The sequence below is a fragment of the Streptomyces sp. NPDC006332 genome (assembly GCF_040612855.1).
Classification (GTDB): domain Bacteria; phylum Actinomycetota; class Actinomycetes; order Streptomycetales; family Streptomycetaceae; genus Streptomyces.
In genome coordinates, this window is sequence record NZ_JBEXRA010000037.1 from 75256 (window position 1) to 97475 (window position 22220).

The 22220-nt window shown below is 69.7% G+C and carries 18 protein-coding genes and 1 pseudogene; 11 read left to right on the forward strand and 8 right to left on the reverse strand.

Translation table 11 applies throughout. The annotated features are described in order from the left end of the window. Positions 1 to 22 precede the first annotated feature (22 nt). The 4 genes from ABZ027_RS28810 to ABZ027_RS28825 all read left to right on the forward strand — a co-directional run bounded on the left by ABZ027_RS28810 (position 23) and on the right by ABZ027_RS28825 (position 5191). Positions 23 to 1417 (forward strand): helix-turn-helix transcriptional regulator, encoded by a 1395-nt coding sequence (locus ABZ027_RS28810; protein WP_356773386.1) that lies wholly within the window; start codon positions 23 to 25, stop codon positions 1415 to 1417. Then, positions 1414 to 2295: an aminoglycoside phosphotransferase family protein gene (locus tag ABZ027_RS28815; protein ID WP_356773387.1), complete on the forward strand. Its 882-nt coding sequence runs from the start codon at positions 1414 to 1416 to the stop codon at positions 2293 to 2295. The genes ABZ027_RS28810 and ABZ027_RS28815 overlap by 4 nt, the downstream gene beginning before the upstream one ends. Before the next feature lie 1313 nt (positions 2296 to 3608). Continuing rightward, on the forward strand, positions 3609 to 3806 hold the full coding sequence (locus ABZ027_RS28820) for a helix-turn-helix domain-containing protein (RefSeq protein ID WP_356773389.1): 198 nt from the start codon (positions 3609 to 3611) through the stop codon (positions 3804 to 3806). Further along, on the forward strand, positions 3803 to 5191 hold the full coding sequence (locus ABZ027_RS28825; protein WP_356773391.1) for an integrase: 1389 nt from the start codon (positions 3803 to 3805) through the stop codon (positions 5189 to 5191). Before ABZ027_RS28820 ends, ABZ027_RS28825 begins: the two co-directional genes overlap by 4 nt. A gap of 161 nt (positions 5192 to 5352) precedes the next feature. Here the strand turns inward: ABZ027_RS28825 and ABZ027_RS28830 are convergent, their stop codons facing one another. The 5 genes from ABZ027_RS28830 to xylB all read right to left on the reverse strand — a co-directional run bounded on the left by ABZ027_RS28830 (position 5353) and on the right by xylB (position 12286). Beyond that, complete coding sequence (locus tag ABZ027_RS28830) at positions 5353 to 6876, reverse strand: aldehyde dehydrogenase family protein (RefSeq protein ID WP_356773393.1); 1524 nt, start codon at positions 6874 to 6876, stop codon at positions 5353 to 5355. 163 nt (positions 6877 to 7039) lie between these two features. Further along, positions 7040 to 8317 (reverse strand): GAF domain-containing protein, encoded by a 1278-nt coding sequence (locus tag ABZ027_RS28835; RefSeq protein WP_356773395.1) that lies wholly within the window; start codon positions 8315 to 8317, stop codon positions 7040 to 7042. A 122-nt stretch (positions 8318 to 8439) separates the two neighbouring features. Beyond that, positions 8440 to 9039, reverse strand: coding sequence for an N-acetylmuramoyl-L-alanine amidase (locus tag ABZ027_RS28840; RefSeq protein ID WP_356773397.1), 600 nt, complete (start codon positions 9037 to 9039; stop codon positions 8440 to 8442). Between the two features lie 508 nt (positions 9040 to 9547). Beyond that, the gene (locus ABZ027_RS28845) at positions 9548 to 10756 is read right to left on the reverse strand and encodes an ROK family transcriptional regulator (protein ID WP_356773399.1); all 1209 of its coding nucleotides are present in this window, start codon (positions 10754 to 10756) and stop codon (positions 9548 to 9550) included. Positions 10757 to 10843: 87 nt separating this feature from the next. Then, the gene (gene xylB, locus ABZ027_RS28850; RefSeq protein WP_356773401.1) at positions 10844 to 12286 is read right to left on the reverse strand and encodes a xylulokinase; all 1443 of its coding nucleotides are present in this window, start codon (positions 12284 to 12286) and stop codon (positions 10844 to 10846) included. Positions 12287 to 12587: 301 nt separating this feature from the next. Between xylB and xylA the strand changes: the two genes are divergently transcribed. From xylA to ABZ027_RS28865, 3 genes and pseudogenes are all read left to right on the forward strand, one after another. Then, entirely contained in the window at positions 12588 to 13754 is a 1167-nt protein-coding gene (gene xylA, locus ABZ027_RS28855; RefSeq protein ID WP_356773403.1) for a xylose isomerase, read from the forward strand. Between the two features lie 146 nt (positions 13755 to 13900). Further along, positions 13901 to 14362, forward strand: a complete 462-nt coding sequence (locus ABZ027_RS28860) for a hypothetical protein (RefSeq protein WP_356773405.1) — start codon at positions 13901 to 13903, stop codon at positions 14360 to 14362. 52 nt (positions 14363 to 14414) lie between these two features. Then, a pseudogene (locus ABZ027_RS28865) lies at positions 14415 to 14997 on the forward strand (response regulator transcription factor); the annotation flags it as partial. Between the two features lie 57 nt (positions 14998 to 15054). Here ABZ027_RS28865 and ABZ027_RS28870 read toward each other — a convergent pair. Both ABZ027_RS28870 and ABZ027_RS28875 read right to left on the reverse strand, forming a co-directional pair. Continuing rightward, positions 15055 to 15681: an NAD(P)H-binding protein gene (locus ABZ027_RS28870; RefSeq protein ID WP_356773406.1), complete on the reverse strand. Its 627-nt coding sequence runs from the start codon at positions 15679 to 15681 to the stop codon at positions 15055 to 15057. 421 nt (positions 15682 to 16102) lie between these two features. After that, positions 16103 to 16687 (reverse strand): TetR/AcrR family transcriptional regulator, encoded by a 585-nt coding sequence (locus ABZ027_RS28875; protein ID WP_356773408.1) that lies wholly within the window; start codon positions 16685 to 16687, stop codon positions 16103 to 16105. Between the two features lie 113 nt (positions 16688 to 16800). Here ABZ027_RS28875 and ABZ027_RS28880 point away from each other — a divergent pair, with 113 nt between their 5' ends. Continuing rightward, positions 16801 to 17232, forward strand: a complete 432-nt coding sequence (locus tag ABZ027_RS28880; protein ID WP_356773410.1) for a tautomerase family protein — start codon at positions 16801 to 16803, stop codon at positions 17230 to 17232. Further along, the gene (locus tag ABZ027_RS28885; RefSeq protein ID WP_356773412.1) at positions 17225 to 18235 is read left to right on the forward strand and encodes an alcohol dehydrogenase catalytic domain-containing protein; all 1011 of its coding nucleotides are present in this window, start codon (positions 17225 to 17227) and stop codon (positions 18233 to 18235) included. The genes ABZ027_RS28880 and ABZ027_RS28885 overlap by 8 nt, the downstream gene beginning before the upstream one ends. Before the next feature lie 43 nt (positions 18236 to 18278). Here ABZ027_RS28885 and ABZ027_RS28890 read toward each other — a convergent pair whose 3' ends face one another. Then, a complete protein-coding gene (locus ABZ027_RS28890) occupies positions 18279 to 20366 on the reverse strand; it encodes an AAA family ATPase (RefSeq protein WP_356773414.1) in 2088 nt (695 codons plus the stop codon). 309 nt (positions 20367 to 20675) lie between these two features. Between ABZ027_RS28890 and ABZ027_RS28895 the strand changes: the two genes are divergently transcribed. Both ABZ027_RS28895 and ABZ027_RS28900 read left to right on the forward strand, forming a co-directional pair. Next, a complete protein-coding gene (locus tag ABZ027_RS28895; protein WP_356773416.1) occupies positions 20676 to 21731 on the forward strand; it encodes an acyl-CoA desaturase in 1056 nt (351 codons plus the stop codon). Positions 21732 to 21847: 116 nt separating this feature from the next. Continuing rightward, a complete protein-coding gene (locus ABZ027_RS28900; RefSeq protein WP_356773418.1) occupies positions 21848 to 22030 on the forward strand; it encodes a hypothetical protein in 183 nt (60 codons plus the stop codon). The last annotated feature ends 190 nt before the right edge of the window (positions 22031 to 22220 follow it).

The window sequence follows — 22220 nt, forward strand, 5'->3', positions numbered from 1 at the left end:
GCATCACGACCAAGGGACCGAGATGCCGCAGCCCGAGAAAGTGCTCAACCCAGACGGCTCGCCACAGGAGTGGTTCGGTGCGGAACTGCGGTACTGGCGCAAGCGACGCCCGGGTCTCGGCGCCGCGCAGTTAGGGCCGATGGTGCAGGTCAGCCCGGATGTGATCTCGAAAATCGAGAAGGGTCAGTACAAGTGTCAGCGGGACCTCGCCGAGCGCCTCGACGCCGTTCTGGAGACCGGCGGAGTCCTCACGCGCGCCTGGGGGATGGTCTTCGGCGATGCGGATAAAAAACTGCGTGAAGCGGATAGAGCACGGAGGGGCGCGGTGGAGGGAACCATTCAGGTCCACCAAAGCCGCATGCTGGAGTCCTCAACCCCGCTACCCGGAAGCCTGCCGCCCGTGGACCGACGCGCCTTCCTGGCTGCCACCAGCCTCGCCGCATTCGCCCCGATAGACCTCGCCCGACTCGTAGCCCCAACGGCACCGCCCGAACTCCCGAAGCGCATCCGTCCGAAGGAGCTTCAAGAGCTGCGCCTTATCGCTGACGGCATCCACCGCTGGGACAACGCACAAGGCGGAGGCGGCATGCTCGGCGACTTCGCCAGCCGCAGCATGGAATGGGCGGTACGGCTGCTGTCCGTCGACTGCCCGGCCACGCTGCGCTCGGAACTTCTCGGCAGCGTCGCGCGGCTGGGCATCGTGGTCGGCGCAACTCACTTCGACGCCTACGCCCACGATGACGCCCGGGTCGCCTTCAAGGTCGCATCCGAGTGCGCGGAGGAGTCCGGCGACTGGTGGCTGCGGGCAAAGACGTTCTCTTTCCTGTCCCGTCAGGCGAGTTGGCTCGGCGATCCGGATGAGGGACTGACGTACGCGGAGAAGGGCCTCGTCCGTTCCGACCGGCTCACCCCGACCATCCAAGCCATGCTGCACAGCGCCCGCGCCCGCGCCTTCGGGAAGATGCACGACGTACAGGGCACCTTGGCCGCAGTCGGTGCAGCTGACGATGCCTTCGCCCACTCGAACCCGGCCGAGGATCCGCCATGGATGGGCTACTACGACGAGGCACAGCACCACGGCGACACGGCGCATGCGCTCTGGGACCTGGCCATGCATGCCGACCAGGACCCCGGGCGGGCAGCGCAGCGATTCACGACGGCGGTCGCTGGACACACCGACGACTACGCCCGCTCGCGCGCGATCTCGGCGACGAAGCTGGCGTCGTTGGTCATGGCGAAGGGAGACCCGATGCAGGCCATCCACATTGGCCACAAGGCTCTCAACGACGTCGGCCAGCTCACCTCGCGCAGGGCAGCCGACGACCTCAAGGAACTCCGCCGACTCGCCGGGCAGCACCGCACGCTGGAAGAGGCGGCGCACCTGCGCCAGCGGATCACGGCTACCTTGCAGGCATGACGATCTCGGCTGTCCCCGCCCGCGCCGTACTTGAAGAAGCCTGCGCCCTCGCAGGCTTCAATCCCGCCGGCGCCGAGCCGATCCGCATCGCCGAGAACGAGATATGGCGCCTTCCCGGCAAGGTGGTTGTCCGCATCGCGCGCGCCGGCCAGTGGAAGGCGGCGGTGCGTGAAGTTCGGGTGGCCCGGTGGCTCGCTGACAACGGGGTGCCTGCTGTCCGTGCGCTGCCGGTCGAGCAGCCGGTCGAGGCCGTAGGTCGCCCTGTGACCTTCTGGGTCGAGCTGCCGCCGCATGAGATCGGTACTGTCCGAGACGTCGTCGCGCTGCTGAAGCAGCTCCACCCGTTGCCCGTGCCGGACTTCCCCCTCGACCGGCTCTCCCCGTTCGTACGGGTCGCCGAGCGGATCGAGGCCGCGACGTCCCTGTCCAAGGACGATCGCGAGTGGCTGCGAGGCCGGCACGCGGAACTCGGTGAGTGGTGGGAGCACAGGCCAGCGGGCCTGCCCGAGTGCGTCGTACACGGAGACGCGTGGGTCGGCAACGTCCCGCGCACCGCAGACGGGCCTCTACTGCTCGACTTCGAGCGGGTCTCTATCGGACCGCCGGAATGGGATCTTGTCTCCACCGCAGTCAAGATGACGACGACCGGCGCAGTCACGCGAGCCGAGTACGACGAATTCTGCACGCTGTACGGTACGGACGTCACACAGTGGGAGGGGTACGAACTCCTCGCCGGCGCCCGCGAGCTGCGCATGACCACCTACGCGGCCCAGCATGCCGCAACGCGGCCGGAGTGGCAGGCCGAGGCCCAGTACCGCGTCGACTGCCTACGGGGCCGGACAGAACCGCGCCCTTGGCACTGGAAAGGGATCATGTAACGCCATATCCCTCGTCAGCACCGAGAGCGCCGCTGGGCGCTGGAGATGATCCACTCTCCTGGCCGCCCACGCTGAGTGCCTCGACTGTACCCGGCACAGGATCGCCCGCACGGGTGCCACGTCGTGCCGCTCGACGGCACCCTCGCCCGCGCCCGGCGCCGCACCGCGAAATGCAACAGGCGTTAGCCAGGCACCATCTTCCCTCAGACAGTCGTGCGCGACCGGGGTTCGGTGCCGACCTCGGTCAGCTGATCACTGCAGCGCAGCAGCGGTACGGGACCATCGGCATCGCACGTATTGGTCACCGTCCGAGATGTCGGCCGGATCCACGGCGGGGATCGCCAAGGGGCGAGTGGGTATGCGCGACGAGGCTCTGGCATTCGCCCACGGCAGACGAGAAAGTGGCCCACGGGACTGGAACCCTGTTCGGGGTCATGTCAACGTACAACGACCCGGAAAACACCAGGTCAGCCGCGGGGCGAGGCATGGAAGGGGCCGGCCTGCAGAGGAGCTGGCCGCTATGTGCAGTACGCATCCCGCGCTGCTCGGTCCCACGACCGCGTCCCGCTCCGAGGAGGTCCACCTGTCGAGTCCCGCCTTCCGATTCGCCCCCATCAACGCGCCCTATCCCGCTCGGCGCCGCGAACGCCTGGACTGCCCAGGAGACGGAGGAATTTGGCGCCCTTTCCAAGGCTCTGCCTCTCTGCGTCTGTGCGCCAGGATTGATTGGCGAGGATCTGCTGTAACGCGGCTATCGCCGTGGCCGCGAGGTCCTTACGTACATCGCTCCGCACCGCAGTGCAGCAACGCGCCACGGCGCCTGGGCTGTTGGCGCTTGAGGGTGTAGGGGCCCGTAACCTCGACCGGCTCACCGGCGACAGGCTGCCCGTGCTCGTCGCGGATGGTGCACCCCCGGCTCTCCTCTCGTACCGCGTGGCCTCGTGACCGAGGCGGAAACAGGCGCGACGAGCAGGACCTTGTAGATCAGGGCGATACATAGCAGAAGATCCCCGGTTACCGAAACCGGGGATCTTCCAGAGCATTGATGGTGTTCGCATTCGGCTGTGCTTGGCGGTGGAGCCGTGGCGGACCCAGTTGGCAGAGCCGTACGCATTCGAGAGGAGATGCTGGGTGGCTGTTGCCAGCTGCTGCTACATCAATGACCACACTTTCATGCCCACGGCCACTGCTGCTCGCTACGCAAGGTCTCCTTCCGGACTGTTCGCTTGTGCGCCGTGAGGAATTCATGCGCTGTATCGATGCGCGCCTGGATTTCCGGCGTGAAGCCCTTCTCAATGCGAAAGTGATATTGCATGGCTCGTCCTCCGGCGCTGAAGCTCGCCGAGGTTCTCGCGGAGATCCGTATGAGTCCGTCGGCGTTCTACCGAATGCGCGCTCGCGGGGAAGCGCCGCGAATGATCAAGTTGCCCAATGGTGAACTCAGGTGTCGTCGTGCTGACCTGGATGCCTGGTGGGACAAGTGCGAAAGAGATTCTGATACTTGGCGATGAGTTACAACGTCCGCTTCTGGGACATACGAGAGCGCCCCGATCGGCGCAAGCCGTTTATGGTCCGGTGGACGGTCAATGGGCGTGAAAAATCAGAGTCATTCATGACCTACGGGCTCGCCGAGAGTAGGCGCGCAAAGCTGGTGACGGCGGCGCATGAAGGTGAGCCTTTCGATGAGCACACAGGGCTGCCAGCGTCCGAGCTGCGAGCTATCAAGCAGCGGACGACATGGTACGACCTTGCGCACGAATACCTCGACCAGCGGTGGGACCGCACGCCGGGAAACACCCGCCGCACACTAGCCGACGCATTCGCCACCATCACGCCTTCCCTTGTGCGCTCTGGCGTGACCTATCCGGAGCCGCGGGTGCTACGGCGAGCCTTGTACTCCTGGGCATTCAACAAGAAGGCATGGGGGAAAGAGCCAGTTGAGGAATGGCGGCAGGCGCTGGATCGGATGAAGCGGAACTCCCTGCCCGTCAGCACTCTCGCGGAAGCCGATGTGCTGCGACGGGCACTGGACGCCCTGTGTCTCAAGCTGGACGGCAAAGAGGCTGCGGCCAAGACGGCACGGCACAAGCGGGCTGCGTTCAACGAAGTCCTCAACATCGCTGTGGAGAAAGGCTACTTCACGGAGAATCCCCTCAGCGGGCTCAGGTGGAACGCTCCAGCGGTCAACGAGGAAGTGGACCCGGCTGCCGTCCCCAATCCCGCCCAGGTCGCGCGGCTGCTCACGGCGGTTGCCCAACAGCGCGGGCGGGGCCCTCACCTGGAGGCGTTCTTCGGCTGCATGTACTACGCGGCGATGCGGCCTGCGGAGGTCATCCATCTCCGGCTCGAACAGTGCCATCTGCCCGAGACCGGCTGGGGGATGCTCAACCTGTCGGGTGGCGTCGTAACCGCAGGCAAAGAGTGGACGGACGGCGGCTCGGTGCACGAGGTGCATTCCCTCAAGCGCCGCGCGGCTACCGCGACCCGGCCTGTGCCCATCCCGCCGCGGTTCGTACGTATGCTCCGCGCGCACATCGAACGCTTCGGCGTGGCGCCGGACGGCCGACTGTTCCGGAACCAGGCCGGCAACTACGTGGACGCTGCTGCATATGGCACCACGTGGGCGCGGGCACGGAAGTACGTCCTGACCCGTACAGAACTCGCGTCCAAGCTGGCCAAGCGGCCCTACGATCTCCGGCACGCCGGGATCTCGTTCTGGCTGTACTCCGGTGTGGACCCCGCCGAGTGCGCTCGTCGCGCGGGCCAGAGCATTGAGGTCCTCTTCCGCCACTACGCCAAGTTCCTGGACGGCGTCCGAGAGCAGGCCAACCGGCTCATCGAGCAGTCCATGCAGGAGTGGGACCGCGTCAGCCAGGGCGCGGAGTCTGAAGGCTGAGTGGGGGTTTGGTCCGTGACTGGTCCGGAAGTACTGGTCAGGAGCGGGACAGCGGTGGGAGGAACTGGGAGTTATGACGCAAGTCGGTCCTTACTCTGGGCCGGCCGAGGGGAAGGCGCCTGACGGGCAAAAGCCCAGGTCAGGCGCCTTTTCTCGTCCGTCTAGAAGAAGCCCAGCTTCTTCGGCGAGTACGACACCAGGAGGTTCTTCGTCTGCTGATAGTGCTCCAGCATCATCTTGTGCGTCTCACGTCCGATCCCCGACTGCTTGTACCCACCGAAGGCAGCGTGCGCGGGGTAGGCGTGGTAGCAGTTGGTCCAGACGCGGCCCGCTTGGATCGACCGGCCCGCGCGGTAGGCCGTGTTGATGTCCCGCGTCCAGACGCCCGCACCGAGCCCGTACAGGGAGTCGTTGGCGATTTTGATCGCGTCGTCGAAGTCGTCGAAGGACGTCACCGAGACCACCGGTCCGAAGATCTCCTCCTGGAAGATCCGCATGCGGTTGTCGCCCTCGAAGATGGTCGGCTGGACGTAGTAGCCGCCCTTCAACTCGCCGTCGTACTGGACGCGTTCACCGCCAGTGAGGACCTTCGCGCCCTCCTGCCGGCCGATGTCCAGATAGGAGAGGATCTTCTCCAGCTGGTCGTTGGAGGCCTGGGCGCCGATCATGGTGTCGGTGTCCAGGGGGTGACCCGGCTTGATCAGCTCGGTACGTGCCACGGCCGCCTTGAGGAACTCGGCGTAGTGGCCCCGCTGGATGAGCGCCCGGGACGGGCAGGTGCACACCTCCCCCTGGTTGAGCGCGAACATGGTGAAGCCTTCGAGCGCCTTGTCGCGGAAGTCGTCGTTCTGCGCCCACACGTCGTCGAAGAAGATGTTGGGCGACTTGCCGCCGAGTTCCAGGGTGACGGGCTTGATGTTCTCCGAGGCGTACTGCATGATCAGCCGCCCCGTCGTGGTCTCGCCGGTGAACGCCACCTTCGCCACCCGCGGGCTGGACGCCAGCGGCTTGCCCGCCTCCGCGCCGAAGCCGTTGACGATGTTCACCACGCCGGGAGGGAGCAGGTCGGCGATGAGGCTCATCCAGTAGTGGATGGAGACCGGAGTCTGCTCGGCGGGCTTGATGACGACCGCGTTGCCCGCCGCAAGGGCGGGGGCCAGCTTCCATGTGGCCATCAGGATGGGGAAGTTCCAGGGGATGATCTGCGCGACGACGCCCAGCGGTTCGTGGAAGTGGTACGCCACCGTGTCGTCGTCGAGCTCGCCGAGTGAGCCCTCCTGAGCGCGGATCGCTCCCGCGAAGTAGCGGAAGTGGTCGATGGCGAGCGGGATGTCCGCCGCCAGCGTCTCCCGGACGGGCTTGCCGTTCTCCCAGCTCTCCGCCACCGCCAGCGGTTCGAGGTGCGCCGCCATCCGGTCTGCGATCTTCAGCAGGATGTCGGAGCGTTCGGTCACCGAGGCCCGGCCCCAGGCGGGGGCGGCCGCGTGCGCCGCGTCGAGTGCCTTCTCCACGTCCGCCGCGGTGCCGCGCGCGACCTCCGTGAACGGTTGCCCGTTCACGGGGGACGGGTTCTCGAAGTACTGTCCGCGGGCCGGCGGCACGTACTCGCCGCCGATGAAATGGTCGTAGCGCGCCTGGTAGGAGACGATCGCACCCTCGGTTCCGGGCGCCGCGTATCGGGTCATACTGCTCTGCCTCCCTCACAAGCGCTGCCCGCCGTTGGGCAGCTGACAGCCCGAGGCTAGGAAGCGGGAGGTTGCAAGTACGTTGCGTGGCTCCCCGGTGTGAAGAGCTCAGATCGGGTGACCGAAGTCGCGGCGCCGGGGTCGCGTGAGCCGGGTGCCCGGGTCAGGGCGCCGCCGGACGTGGCCACGCGGCCGGCGCCGCCAACTCGGACTCCAGCGCCGCCAGACGCGCCCGCACCGCCGCCGTCGGCCGCACCGCGGCGAGCGCCCGCCATACGTCCAGGTCGTCCTCGCCCCAGGGAGCGTGCGCCCAGTCCGCCAGCAGGTCGGGATCCCCGCGGGCGATCAGCGCCGAACGCAAGCCGTCGGCGAGGCGCCGCCGCAGCCGCACCACCGCCGGTGCCTGCGAGCCCGGCAACAGCGGACCGGTGTACGCACTCGCCGCCGCCGTCACGGCGCCGCTCTCCAACCGCCGTTCGACGACGGCGACATCCGACTCGACCGGCACGGTGAACCGGTAGGGACGGGACGCGAGCAGACCCGGGCCCAGTATCCGGCGCAACCGGGCCAGTTCGGCACGCAGCGTCACCGGCGTCACCGACTCGTCCTCGTACAGCGCGCACAGCAACTCCTCGCCGCTCAGGCCCTCCGGACGGCGGGCCAGCAGCACCGCGATCTCGCTGTGCCGACGGCTGAGCCGGATCCTTCGCCCGCCGGCGCACAGCTGTGTCTCGTCACGGCCCAGCGCGCTGAGCTCCGGCGTGTCGACCGTCGGCTGCTCGGGCAGCAGCAGCGCCAGCTGGGACTCGGCGGCTCGCGCCACCGCCTGGACGAACCCCAGGCTGTGCGGATGCGCCAGGCCGTCCCCGCCGGTGATGTCGACGGCCCCGAGCACCCGCCCTGAGCGGGGGTCGTGCACCGGGGCCGCCGCGCAGGTCCAGGGCTGCACCCGCCGGATGAAGTGCTCGGCAGCGAACACCTGCACCGGCCGGTCCAGGGCGACCGCCGTGCCCGGCGCGTTCGTCCCCACGGCGGTCTCCGCCCACCGGGCACCCGGAACGAAGTTCATCCGGTCCGCCCGGCGGCGGGTGGCCGGATGACCTTCGACCCACAGCAGCCGGCCGCGCGTGTCGCACACGGCGAGCAGATGCTCGCCGTCCGCGGCGAACGTGCCCAGCAGTTCACGGAACAGCGGCATCACCCGTGCCAGCGGGTGCTCGGCCCGGTAGGCGCCGAGGTCACCGTCCGAGAGTTCCACGCTCGCGGTGCCGTCGGGCCCCACCCCTGCCCGTGCCGAACGCCGCCAGGAGTCGGCCACCACCGAACGCACCGGACGCGGCACGGTGCCTGCCTCCGTGAACGTCTCGTGCGCGCGCCGCAGCATCCGCACACGCTCGGCGGGGTCGGCCCCCGGCTCCAGGGCCACCCAGGGTTCGGACAACTCGGCCTCCCCGACAGGTGAACTCTCGGGGACATCGTCACTCCGGGTACGCGCGCGGACAACCGTTTCGACCGTGCTCTCGAACGGTGGGTCGGCACCGCCAGCGGTTGCGCCCCCTTCGGTCAGGCGAGGTCGACCAGTCTCATGTAGCGGTCCCAGTCCCAGGCGGGGCCGGGATCGGTGTGGTCCGCGCCCGGTACCTCGTAGTGTCCGATGATGTGCTCCCGGTTCTTGGGGATGCCGTAGTTCGCGCAGATCGCGGCCGTCAGCCTGGCCGACTGTTCGTACAGCGCGTCGGTGAAATAGGCGGGCTGGTCCACCCAGCCCTCGTGTTCGACGCCGATGCTGCGGGTGTTGTAGTCCCAGTTCCCCGCGTGCCAGCCGATGTCGGCCTCCCGGACGCACTGCGCGACATGACCGTCGGCCGACCGGACGACGTAGTGCGCGGACACCTGCCGCTGCGGGTCGCGGAAGATGGCCAGCGTGTCGGCGTAGGTCTCCTGGGTGACGTGGATGACCACGAAGTCGAGGGGATAGGAGTCGGGACGATGAGAGACCGTGTAGTTGGCCCCGACCGCCGGCTGCCATTCGGCCGACGGATAGTCGACGGCCCTGCCCTGCGCTCGGGCGAGCGCGTCGGGCAGCAGCGCGGTAGGGAGGGCGGCGAGGGCGGCGCCCTGCAACAGCCGTCGCCTGCTCGGGAACGGTCTTGCGCGTTCCATACGGAGTGCCTTTCGGAGGTGGGGGAGGTTCACTGGTGGGGCGAGGGGCGCGCGCTCAGCCTCGTGGCGTCGCCGCTGCCTGCCGAAGCAGGGCGTGCCCCCATCGGTGAGTTTCGCGCTCGGGCGGCCGTTGTTTGCGGATCTTGGCCACGCAGGCACAGTTGGTGTCGGTGCCCTTGCCGACCTGTGATCCCTCTTCAGCCGGACGCGGCAGCTGTGCACGGCCGCTGCGCCCCGCGTGAATCACGGTACGGCGCTTGCCGGTTGGGCAGCCGGACGTCGTCTGCCTCGGTGGACGACGGCACGGTTGTGGACAACTCGCTCACCCGGACGAGTGAAGCCGCCGTGCATCTGTAGGTGGGCCGGGCCTGCGCCCGTGAATCAGCCGCACCTGCGCCCGCGGGTGAGCTGGGCCTGCACCTGTGAATCAGCCGGGCCTGCTCCCATGAATCAGCCGGGCCTGGGCCAGCGAATCGGCAGGCCCTGCTCCCGCGAAGTCGCCCAGCCGTCAGGCCCGTTCGGCCACCACCGCCGGGTCGTCCAGCACCGCCCGAACCACCGAGTGCGCGGCCCCCAGCAACGGCCCCTCGGAACCCAGCCGGGACACGGACACCGGGCAGGCCGGCCCCGCCGTGCGCCTGGCCAGCTCGTCCCGCAGCGACGGCAGCAGCCAGGGCGCGAGCGCCGCCAGCGCACCGCCGAGGACGACGCCCTCGGGGTCCAGCAGGTTGACCGCCCCGGTGAGCGCTGTCCCGAGCGCCTCTCCCGCGCCGCGCAGGGCATCCCGTACGTTCTCGTCGCCCTGCGTGGCCCGCTGCGCGAGCAGCCCCACGCGGTCCTCGCCCGGTTCCAGACCGGCCGCCCGCAGCACCGCCTCCTCACCGGCGTACTGCTCCAGGCAGCCGCGTCCGCCGCACGGGCATTCCGGCCCGTCCGGATGGACCGGCACATGCCCCAACTCACCCGCGAAACCACGGGTTCCGTGCAGCAGGCGGCCGTCCACGACGACCGCGGCACCGATGCCGATCTCGGCGGACACGTGCAGGAAGTCACGCGGGGTGCCGCCGCCGAGCCAGAGTTCGGCGAGGGCGCCGAAGTTGGCCTCGTTGCCCACGGTCGGCGTGAACTCGGCGGGCAGCAGGGCGCCGAGGTCCGTGTCGTGCCAGTCGAGGTTCGGGGCGCGTACGACGGTCCGCGCGTCTCGTGCCACCAGCCCCGGCACGGCCACGGCCAGCCCGGCGGGCCACAGCCCCTCGGTCTCCGCCTCGGCGACGACCCGGCGCACCAGGTCGGTGAGTTCCGCGACCACCGGTCCGGGCGAGCGGCCCCGGTTCGTGCCGTACCGCACCGCCCGGGCCCGCACCTGTCCACGGAGGTCGACCGCGCAGACCGCGAGGTGGTCGACGCCGACCTCGGCGCCGATCCCGGCCGGTCCGCTTCCGCTGACCGCGAGCGCCGACCCCGGCCTGCCCACCCGGCCGGGCCGCTCGGGACCCAATTCCTCCAGCAGCCCCGACCGGATGAGTTCGTCGACGAGGCTCGACACCGCGGCACGGGTGAGACCGATGCGCGCGGCGACGGTGGCGCGGGACAGCTGCCCCTCGGCACTCACGGCGTGCATGACCCGGGCGAGGTTGCGCCGCCGCATGCCCTGCTGGGTGTCGGGCAGCGCACGCCCGGGCCCGCCCGGGTGGGTCTCGTGCAGCGGTGCGGTCATGCCTCCGTCAGTTCTCGGTCGATGGTGTCCGGCGGTGGCTGACGGCCGGACCGCGCACGTCGACTGTCGTGCGTGGCCAGGTGTCCGTCAGCTCGGGTCCGTCCCCCGCTCCAGCAGCGGGGCCGCGTCGGAGAGTACCCCGGAGATCCTGGCCAGGGCCGCCTCGTCCCGCTCCACCGCGTCGAGCACCGGCCCGGCAGCCGTGTTCCAGCGTCGGGCGACCGCTCCCGGGTCCTCGCCGGTCAGCAGGCCTGCCGCCTGGGCCGCCGCACCCAACGCGACCAGTTCCTTGGCCTCGGGCACCTGGACGGGACGCCCCGACAGCCTGCGGACGGTCTGCTGCCAGGCGGTGCCCCGGGCGCCGCCGCCGATCAGCAGCAGCGGGGTCGAACGGTCGGCGTCCTCGTCGAGGACCAGGTCGAGCGCGCCGAGCAGCGCGTGGACGGCGCCGTCGTACGCGGCCTGCAGGAGCTGGCCTCCGCTCGTGTCGTGTCGCAGGCCGTGCAGCAGCCCGGAGGCGTTCGGAAGGTTCGGGGTGCGTTCGCCGTCCAGGTAGGGGAGGAGGGTGACGTCCGTCGGCGCCACCGCCTCACGGTCGAGACCCAGCAGCGCGGCGACGCGGTCGACGGCGAGGGTGCAGTTCAGGGTGCAGGCCAGCGGCAGCCAGTCGCCGTGGGCGTCGGCGAAGCCCGCCACGGTGCCGGTCGGGTCGGTGGGGCGGCGTTTTGACACCGCGTAGACCGTGCCGGAGGTGCCCAGGCTCAGTACGGCGGTGCCGGGGCGCAGGCCGAGCCCGAGCGCGGCGGCGGCGTTGTCGCCGGTTCCCGGAGCGACCAGGGTCCCCTTGGCGAACGGCAGGTCGTGGCCGTCGCGCACGGTACCGGCCACTTCGCCGGGGCGGACCACACGAGGCAGCAGGGCGGGATCGAGCCCTACGTGGGTGAGGATCTCGTTGTCGTACGTCTCCGTCGCCGACGCCCACCAGCCGGTGCCGGAGACGTCGCCGCGATCGGTCGTGCCCTGGCCGGTGAGCCGTTCGGTGAGGTAGTCGTGGGGCAGCCGCACGGCCTTGGTGGCGCGGAGGTTCTCCGGCTCGTGCTCGGCCAGCCAGGCCCACTTCGTGACCGTGAAGGAGGCGGCCGGAACGGAGCCGGTGCGTTCGGCCCAGAACTTGGCGCCGCCGAGCTCCTCGGTCAGCCGGCGAGCCTGCGGCGCCGAGCGCACGTCGTTCCACAGCAGGGCCGGACGCACCGGTTCCCCCTGTGCGTCGAGCGTGACCAGGCCGTGCTGCTGCCCGCCGATCGACACCGCGGCCGCCTCGCGCGCGGCGTCCCCGCACTGACGCAGGGCCTCACCCAGCGCGTCCCACCACTGGCGTGGGTCGCTCTCGCGGCCGGCCCCGGAGGACACGGTGTGCGGGGCCTGTCCGCCGGCCACCACCCGTCCGGTCGACGCGTCGACGACCAAGGCCTTGGTGGACTGGGTGGATGTGTCCACACCGACGACGAGCGGACCCTCGGCTGCTGACATCGGGCTCTCCCTAAGTGCGGCTCATGTCTCTCACTGCGTTCTCGTCCCTGCCTGAGGACATCTTGTCCCTTCCCAGAGACGCGTCGGCATACTAATTTGTAAATCGCCATGACGAAATAGTCGGCGGCACACAGTCCGAGCGAGCAGCAGTCCCAAGCGACGAGCAGTCGCAGCAACCCAGCAGTCCCAAGCGACGAGCAGTCGCAGCAACCCAGCAGTCCCAAGCGACGAGCAGTCGCAGCAACGCAGCAATCAGTCGCAAGCACGCAGTCATCAGTCGCAAGCAACAAGGAGCCGCGGCATGAACTACCAGCCCACCCCCGAGGACAGGTTCACCTTCGGCCTGTGGACCGTCGGCTGGCAGGGACGGGACCCCTTCGGTGACGCCACCCGCCGGGCCCTCGACCCGGTCGAGTCGGTGCGGCGCCTGTCCGAGCTCGGTGCCCACGGTGTGACCTTCCACGACGACGACCTGATCCCCTTCGGATCGTCCGACACCGAGCGCGAGGCGCACGTCAAGCGCTTCCGGGAGGCCCTCGACGCGACCGGCATGAAGGTGCCGATGGCCACCACCAACCTCTTCACGCACCCCGTCTTCAAGGACGGCGCGTTCACCGCCAACGACCGCGACGTGCGCCGTTACGCCCTGCGCAAGACGATCCGCAACATCGACCTCGCGGTCGAGCTCGGTGCCGAGACCTACGTCGCCTGGGGTGGACGTGAGGGCGCCGAGTCAGGTGGCGCCAAGGACGTACGCGACGCCCTCGACCGCATGAAGGAGGCCTTCGACCTCCTCGGCGAGTACGTGACCGACCAGGGCTACGACCTGCGCTTCGCCATCGAGCCCAAGCCCAACGAGCCGCGCGGCGACATCCTGCTGCCCACGGTCGGCCACGCACTGGCGTTCATCGAGCGCCTTGAGCGGCCCGAGCTGTACGGCGTCAACCCGGAGGTCGGCCACGAGCAGATGGCCGGACTGAACTTCCCGCACGGCATCGCACAGGCGCTGTGGGCGGGCAAGCTCTTCCACATCGACCTCAACGGCCAGTCCGGCATCAAGTACGACCAGGACCTGCGCTTCGGCGCGGGCGACCTGCGGGCCGCCTTCTGGCTGGTCGACCTCCTGGAGAGCGCGGGGTACCAGGGCCCGAGGCACTTCGACTTCAAGCCGCCGCGCACCGAGGACCTCGACGGTGTGTGGGCGTCGGCCGCGGGCTGCATGCGCAACTACCTCATCCTCAAGGACCGTGCGGCTGCCTTCCGGGCCGATCCCGAGGTCCAGGAAGCCCTGCGTGCCTCGCGGCTGGACGAGCTGGCGCAGCCCACCGCGGCCGACGGCCTCAAGGGGCTGCTCGCGGACCGTACGGCCTTCGAGGGGTTCGACGTCGAGGCGGCCGCCGGGCGCGGGATGGCCTTCGAGCGGCTCGACCAGCTGGCGATGGACCACTTGCTGGGAGCGCGTGGCTGACGCACGCGCGTGCCGCCTTGAGCGGCTCCTCCCGAGGCCCCCGCGCGCAATGTGCCGGAATCATGCGGTCCATGGCATGAGTCCGTATCAACTTCCCCGCGGGGGCCACGACTTGACCGGTTCGGGGCGACTCTGGGGGTATGGGCATGCCGCCGATACCCCCTCGACCGCCCGGACCGCCGGACGACACCCCGCCCCCGGGCGGCGGTTTCGGACCGCCACCTGATGGCTACGGCCATGACGAACCGCCTCCTGTCGGCTACGGCCACGACGAGCCGCCTCCTGTCGGCTACGGCCACGACGAACGGCCTCCTGACGGCTACGGCCACGGGCCGTCGAAAAGGCGGCGCGGCCCCCTCTACGCCCTGCTGGCCGTTCTCGTGGCCGCCGTGGCGGTTGTCGCAGTGGTCCTCATGGGCTCGGGGAGCGACGACGCGCCGGACGAGCAGCCGCCCGCCGGGAGCAGCGCCGGCACCAGCCGCTCTCCCTCAGCGTCGTTCAGTCTGCCGACGGGGGTGCCCAGCAAACTGCCCAGCGATCTGCCCTCGTGGTTCCCGACCGAGCTGCCGAGCGGCTTTCCCAGTGATCTCGAATCGCTGATCCCGTAGCCGATCGGACAGTCCCGAGTCGGACACCGGCGTCGTACCACGGTGTGACGTCCTCCCCGAGACCGCCGTACTCGGTGAGGCGGCGCACGGCGCCGAAGCCGTCCGCCTGACGGCTGAACTACGGCCCGACGTCGTCCTCATGGACATCCGCATGCCCGGCATGGACGGCATCGAGGCCACCCGCCGCATCGTCGCCGCCGGTGACCGCCTCCCGCATTCTCGTGCTGACCACCTTCGACCTCGACGAATACGTCCATGCCGCCCTCCGCGCGGGTGCCAGCGGGTTCCTGCTGAAAGACGTGCGCGCCCAAGAACTGCTCGCCGGGATCCGGGCCGTCGCCGCCGGTGACGCCGTGATCGCCCCCGCACTCGCCCGCCGCCTCCTGGACGAATACGCCGAGCACGTACCGGAACCTGTCGACGGCCCGGCTCAGGAAGCGAGGCTGCGCGCTCTCACCGACCGGGAACGCGAGATTCTGGTCGCCATCGGCAAGGGCTGGACCAACGGCGAGATCGCCGCCCATTTCGTCGTGGCCGAGTCCACCGTCAAGACCCATGTCCGACGCATCCTGGCCAAGATCGGCGCCCGCGACCGCATCCAGGCCGTGATCTTCGCCTACGACCTCGGACTCGCCGTCCCAAGACCGGTTGAGCGGCAGCCGCGGAAGTTGGGAGGGGAGCTCGGCGCGACGTCAGTCCGTGATGACCGCGTCGCGGTGGATCCACTCGGGGCTGGAGGCCGCCTTGTGCAGGAAGCCGGCGACGTCCGCGCGGCTGATCGTCGGGTTGCCCTTCATCGGAAGACGCTCCCCGACGAGATAGGTGCCCTTGGCGGGGTCCTTGGTCAGCATGGTCGGGTAGACCAGCGTCCAGTCCAGGCCGCTGGAGCGGATCGCCTTCTCGGAGATCTCCTTGTTCGCGTAGATGTTGCGCAGGAACGTGCTGTACATGACCTTCTGGGCGGCGCTCGCCGACCGGTAGGTGTCACCCACGCCGAACGAGGACAGCCAGACCAGGCGGGAGACGCCCACTTCCTTGGCCGCCCCGATCACAGCCGCGGCGGCGCGGGCGAACAGGTCGTCGGCGCGCACGGATGTGCTCCTGCCGAGAGCCGAGATGACGACGTCCTGTCCGATCATGGCTTTCGCGACGTCGTTGTGCGAGGTGGCGTCTCCGGCGACCACGTTGACCCGATCTGCCAGGTCGTACAGTGCCTCCGGCCTGCGGGCCAGGGCTGTGACCGTGTCACCGGCTTCGAGGGCCAGGTCGACGACGTGGCGACCGGTGGGTCCGGTCGCGCCGAGGATGAGCACATTCATGGCTTGGCGCCTTCCAGGGGGTCGGGGGTGTGGGTATGTCGCCTCCGCTACCGCAGATCATGTACGTGGCGGGCGTGGCGCGGGTCCCAAGCGGACAGCTGTCCGCTGCCATGAAGAACGTACCGGACAATTATCCGGTTAACAAGAGTGGGCCGCTTGGAGCGGCCGCTCGCGAGGTGCGGGGCAGGCTGATGCGGCTCGCGAGTGAGGGCGCGGGGGATGCGGGTGTGGGGGCGTGTCGACGCCGGCGCCCGGGGGGCCGTCCCGTTGGAGGCCGCGGATGGGCGGGCGGGGTAACCGGCGGCCGTGTCCGGGTGGGTGTGCCGCAGCCTTCTTGAGTTGCTGGTGCCTCGCTCGGGGCGGGCACCAGCGCCGCTGGTGAGTGTTGCGTCCGAATCCCGAGAGTGGGGCGAGGTCCGGCTCAGTCCTTGATCGTGGCGAGGATGAGCGCCCGCAGCTGTTCTGTGATGTGGTCGAGGGGCTGGGTGCTGCGCTTCGCGCGGCACATGGCCACGCTCCCCTCGACGGCGGCGACCACGAGCGTGGCGAGCTGAGCCGCCTGGTCGGGCTCGGCGCCGTGCTCCCGCAACGAGGTGGCGAGCAGGTTCTCCCACGTGGTGAAGACGTCGGCGGCGGCCGTGAGGGCGGCAGGTGTCTCGTCAGCGGGCGGCTCCTCGATGGAGACGGCGAGTACGGGACAGCCGGCGCGGAAGTCGCTGTCGACGACGATCTTGCGCCACAGGGCGAGAAAGGCCTGGAGGCCGACGACCGGACCCGCCGCCAGCTCCTTGCGCAGGCAACGCGCGGTCCACTCACCCGTGAAACGGACGGCTTCGGTGGCCAGTTGTTGCTTGCCCTCGGGGAAGTAGTGGTACGTCGACCCGAGCGGGGCCCTGGCGTGCTTGGCCGTGTCGCGGATGCTCGTCGCGTTCAGGCCGCGCCGACTGATCATGTCGGCCGCACCGGTCACGATCCGCTCGCGTGCCGACGGGCTGGGCTTGGTCACCTGCACGGTCCCTTCTGATGCCGCTGGATATAACGACCGTCATAGTCTAGCGTGGTCGCCGTCTATGACGACCGTCATAGACCTGTGTCCTCGCACGACCAGGAGAGATGTCCATGCCGATGATCCGTCTCACGGCCCCGGCCGGTGCCCTGACCGAACAAGGCCGCGACAGCGTCCAGCGGGACCTCGCCGCCGTGCTGCTGCGCTGGGAGGGCGCGCCTGACACCCCGTTCTTCCGCGCCCAGGCCTGGAGCTACCTGGTCGAACTGCCGCACGGCGCCCAGGTCACGGCCGAGGACGACGCGCCGCGCTTCCTGGTGGAGGTCACCGTCCCGCAGGCCGCCCTCTCCGAGCGCCGCAAGGCCGGTCTGGTCGAGGAGGCGACGAAGACCGTTCTCGCCGCCGCCGGCCTGGCCGCGGACGACGCCCTGCGGGTGTGGGTGCTGGTGCACGAGCAGCCGGACGGGACCTGGGGCGCCGGCGGGTCGGTCGTCCGGTACGCCGACCTGGTGGCCCTGGCGAAGGGGCAGCGGGACGATGCGTGAACTGACCTACGTCGCCAGGCGCACCGTCGAGTGGCGTGAGGCGCCCGACCCCAAGCTCCGGTCGGACGGGGAGGCGATCGTCGCTCCGGTCGCCGCCACCCCGTGCGACGTCGACTCGTCCATTCTGGCCGGCCATGGCTTCGTCGAGCCGCCCTTCGCCCTCGGCCACGAGTGCGTCGCCAGGGTCGTCGAGACCGGCGATTCGGTGAGCGCGGTAACCCCCGGCGACCTGGTCGTCGTTCCCTGGTCCATCAGCTGCGGCAGCTGCGACCGCTGCCGCGCCGGGCTGACCGCGCACTGCGCCGCCGTGCCCTACATGGCGATGTACGGCGCCCCTGTCGGTGGCACCTGGGGCGGGCTCTTCTCCGACCTGGTCCGCGTGCCCTACGCCGACGCCATGCTCGTACCCCTGCCCACCGGCCTCGACCCGGTCGCCATGGCCTCCGCCAGCGACAACTGGTCCCTGGCCTGGCGCCTGGTCGCCCCCCACCTCAAGGCCCGCCCCGGAGCGCGAGTGCTGGTCGTCGCCCGCGGCAGCATCGGCCTGTACGTCTGCGACATCGCCCGCGCCCTCGGTGCCTCCACGGTGCTCTACGTCGATCCGGAGCCCGAACACCGCGAGATCGCCAGGGGGTTCGGAGCCTCCACGGCTGAAGCGATGGAGCCGATCCCGCAGGCCTTCGACATCGCGGTCGAGGCCACCGGCCGCGTCGACCAACTCGCCCTGGCCGTCAAGTGCTTGGCCCCGGAAGGGATCTGCGAATCGGCGGGCAATCACTTCCGACCCGGCGAACTGCCCCTGCTCGACATGTATCTCACCGGCGTCACCCTGCGCATCGCGCGCGACAGCGTGCGCGCCCATATCCCCGACGCCCTCGCACTCGCGGCCTCGGGCCAGGTCGCTCCCGAGAAGGTCGTCTCCCATGTCATCGACTGGGAGGACCTGCCGACCGCGCTGCCGGAGAAACACCTCAAGCCTGTCTTCGTCCGAGCCGAGGACTGAGGTGAGCGTCTTCCCTCGGTGCGACACAAGCGACGGTGATTGATCACGCGGGCGCGACGGTGATCGTGCAGAGCCTCTTGGTGGCCCGGGTCAGCGCCACATAGAGATCTCTTTCCCCGCCGGGGCGGGCGCTGACGATCTCCTCGGGACTCACGACGACGACCTCGTCGAACTCCAGACCGCGTGCTTCGGACGCCGGCACGATGCGCGCGCGCTCGGCGATCCCCGCGCTCGTCAGCTCCTCCAGCCTAGATGCCGCGCAGATCACCCCGAGGAGCTCACCAGGGTGAGCGGCGGCCTGGGTCCGCACCTCCGAGGCGACCGTGGCGCCCAGCGCGTCCGGCCGCGTCGGCACGGTGCGGGGAGCCTCACCGTGACGCAGGGACCGGGTCGGCGTCTGGTCCGGAGCGATCCGTAGGAGAAGATCCCGGGTGGTACCCAAGATCTCCTGAGTGGTGCGGTAACTGACGGTCAGGGTATGGAGGTTGAAGCGCGGGCCGACGTGGGGGCCCAATGCCTCCTTCCAGTCACGTGCCGTCGTGGCCGGGCCCGCCTGGGCGAAGTCGCCCACCAGCGTCATCGCCTTGCCCGGGCATCGCCGTACGATCATCCGCCACTGCATGGCGGTCAGTTCCTGTGCCTCATCGACGACGACGTACCCGTACGTGCGCTGCGGCGGGCCGTCGATCAAGCTCGCCGCCTCGTCCAGGAGCGGCACGTCGGCATCGGTCCACGAGTCCTCCGTGGTGCGCAGCAGTCGCGACCGCTCGTCTGCGGTCAGCCCGGGCAGGTGCTCGGCGAGAGTGTCGGGGCTTGTCAGCAGGGCACGTACGAGTTCGCCGGGCACCAGTCGCGGCCACAGCGTTTCCACCGTGCGGTCGACGTGGGCGTCGTCAAGGAGGCCGGCCCGGACGGCTTCCGCGTCGAATTCATCGGCAGGTCCCGCGGCGGGTGCGTCGTCGTGGCCGAGCCGGCGCAGGTCGGACGCCGCCGCGCCGTCGAGGTCCATGCCGGTCAGCGTGGCGACCTCGTCGTCGATCTGCTCCAGGATGTCGCCGGTGCTGCGCTCCAGCGCGTCGGTGAGGGCATCGACCAGGAGTTCTTTGAACACCTGACGCGCGGGGTTGTGTCCCGACCCGCTCGCCAGGGCGGCGTCTCGCGCCGTGGCGACAATGTCGTCCGGCAGGCGAACCGTTTCCTGTCCGATCCGCACGGTGAAGCCGCCGCTCGGAGCCTGATGACCGCGCACCAGGCCGGCCAGTGCGTCGGCCATCGCCGAACTGCCCTTGAGCCGCGCTCCGTCGAGCGGCTCCGCTCTGTCCGGTAAGACGCCCGCCAGTTCCTGGCAGGTCGCCAGGACGACATCGTTCTCGCCGAGCGAGGGCAGGACCTGGGAGATGTATTCCAGGAACCGCGCGTTCGGACCGACCACCAGGACACCGTGCTCGGCCGCGCGCGGGAACGCGTAGAGCACATAGGCCGCCCGGTGCAGAGCGACCACCGTCTTGCCGGTGCCGGGGCCGCCCTGGACCACTGACACTCCGCGGTGCGCAGAGCGGACGATTGCGTCCTGCTCGGCCTGCAACGTCGCGACCGCCGCCTGCATCCGACCCGTACGCCGCGCTGAAAGGGCCTCCATCAGGGGCCCGTCACCAACGACATCCGCATCCGTTGGAGCGGAGCCGTCCAGCAACTCGTCGCTCACCGCGGCCACCGTGCGCTCCTCCAGGCGGAGGTGGCGGCGCCGCCGCAGGCCCATCGGGTGGACCGGCGTCGCTTCGTAGAAGGGCCGCGCCGCGTGCGCACGCCAGTCCACCAGGAGGGGCAGGTCCTCCTCGTCGGTCTGTATGCCGATCCGGCCCATCCGCAGGACGGTGCCGTCGGCTCGGTCGATCCGACCGAAGACCAGCCCGTTCTCGGCTCCGCGCAGCCGACCGATCTCCTTCGCCAGACGTTCAGCGGTGACTTCCCGCTCGTGCGCCTCGCTCGCACTCTCGGCCGGGACCTTGAGCACATCCGCCAGGCGTGCCTCGGCCTCGGAGATCCGCCCGCTGAGCAGCTCGTACAGCGTGGAGACGTGAGCTTGTTCCAACTCGACCTGGCCCGTGGCGGGGTCGTTGACCTGCGACAACAAGAGGCTCCTCTGGAAAGCGGGTTGAGTCGGTACCCGTCAGTTCGCGGCGGACTCCTGGCCGCACTCGTCGTATTCTTCAAACTTGACTACCGAGCTGGAGTCGCCGAGGGTACAGCACTTCGAAGACTTCCCGGCAAGTTGTGCACCGTGATCCGTGTCACTCCACCGCGAGGTGGCATCAACCCCCCTGCCGCGCGGTGCTGGCCCCCGCGTGCACACGGGGGGTGTCCTCATGGTCGCCGCATGTCATGAAAACGTACGTTTCCTCAGGTCAGCGCGTTTCCCTGAGAGAGCCGGAGCTCCGACATGCCCCAGAACACGCCAGCCCTCGCACTCCGCGTACGGGACACGTCCGGCCCGCCGCCCGGCTCGAGCGAGTTCACGCCCCTGCTGCGCGCGGTCAGGAGCCAGGGCCTCCTCGGGCGGCGGCACGGCTGGTACGCGCGCGTCATCGCCCTCAACGCGCTCGCCCTGACCGGGGTGGTCACGGGCATCGTCCTGCTCGGCGGCTCCTGGTGGGTCCTGCTCCTCGCCCCGGTGCTCGCCGTGTTCGGCGCACGTACGGCCTTCATAGGTCACGACGCCGGGCACGCGCAGATCACCGGCGACAGAAGGGTGAGCCGCCTCATCGGCCTCGTCCACGGCAACCTGCTGCTCGGGATGAGCTTCTCCTGGTGGAACCACAAACACAGCCGGCACCACGCCAACCCCAATCACATCGACAAGGATCCCGACGTCGCCGCCGACGTCCTCGTGTTCACCGGCGAGCAGGCGAAGGAACGGACCGGCTTCAGGCGCCTGCTCACCCGGCACCAGGCCTGGCTGTTCTTCCCGCTCACCCTCCTCGAAGGGATCGCCCTGAAGATCCAGGGCTTCAAGGACCTGCGCCGCCAGTCGCCCGGGGAGCGCCGGGGGGAGGCGGTGCTGCTGGTCAGTCACCTCGTCGGCTACATGACGCTGCTGCTCGCGGCCATGTCGCCCGGGCAGGCCCTCGCGTTCGCCGCCCTCCATCAGGCCCTCTTCGGGCTGCATCTGGGGCTGTCCTTCGCACCCAACCACAAGGGCATGGAGATGCCGGACGCGGACGGCGACCCCTGGGGGCACCTGCGCCGCCAGGTGCTCACCTCGCGCAACGTCCGCGGCGGCGTCGTGACCGACTGGTTGCTCGGCGGCCTCAACTACCAGATCGAGCACCACCTCTTCCCCAGCATGCCCCGTCCGCATCTGCGGCTCGCCCAGCCCCTGGTGCGCGCCCACTGCGAGGAACTGGGTATCACCTACACGCAGACCGGGCCCGTCGACTCCTACCGGCAGGCTTTGCGCCACATGCACGAGGTGGGAGAGCCCCTGCGGGCCGGGTAGGGGTGCCCGTCAGGGATGTCTCAGGGGCGTCTCAGGGTCACGGTCCGGAACCGTGGGAGGCGCGGACCCGTTCTTCTGGACAGAGAGCGGCAGTGGCCGCGAAGGAGGCGACGCACATGTCGAAGAACGCGAAGATCGCCGCAGGAGGTGTGGCGGTCGGACTGATCCTGTTGATCTGGCTGCCCTGGTGGGCCTCGCTTCTGATAATCCTGGGCGTCCCCGCGGCCGCCTACCTCACGCTGGACCCCTCACAGCGGCGCAGGCTGCGCCGCGTGTCCCGCAAGGAGCTCGGCCGCTGACGACCCGCCGCGCCTGAGCGGCACCCCGGCTGCGAACAGATCGGCGCTCCTTATGAGCTCATAGACGGGACCCCCGTACCAACTAAGGCTTGCCTGAATTGGTTGAGGAACTCGGGTCGCTTCTCTCCCTGGCCGAGTCTGATGCCGAGCTCGACAGCGCTACGCAGACCCTCGGGCTCCAGATCTATCC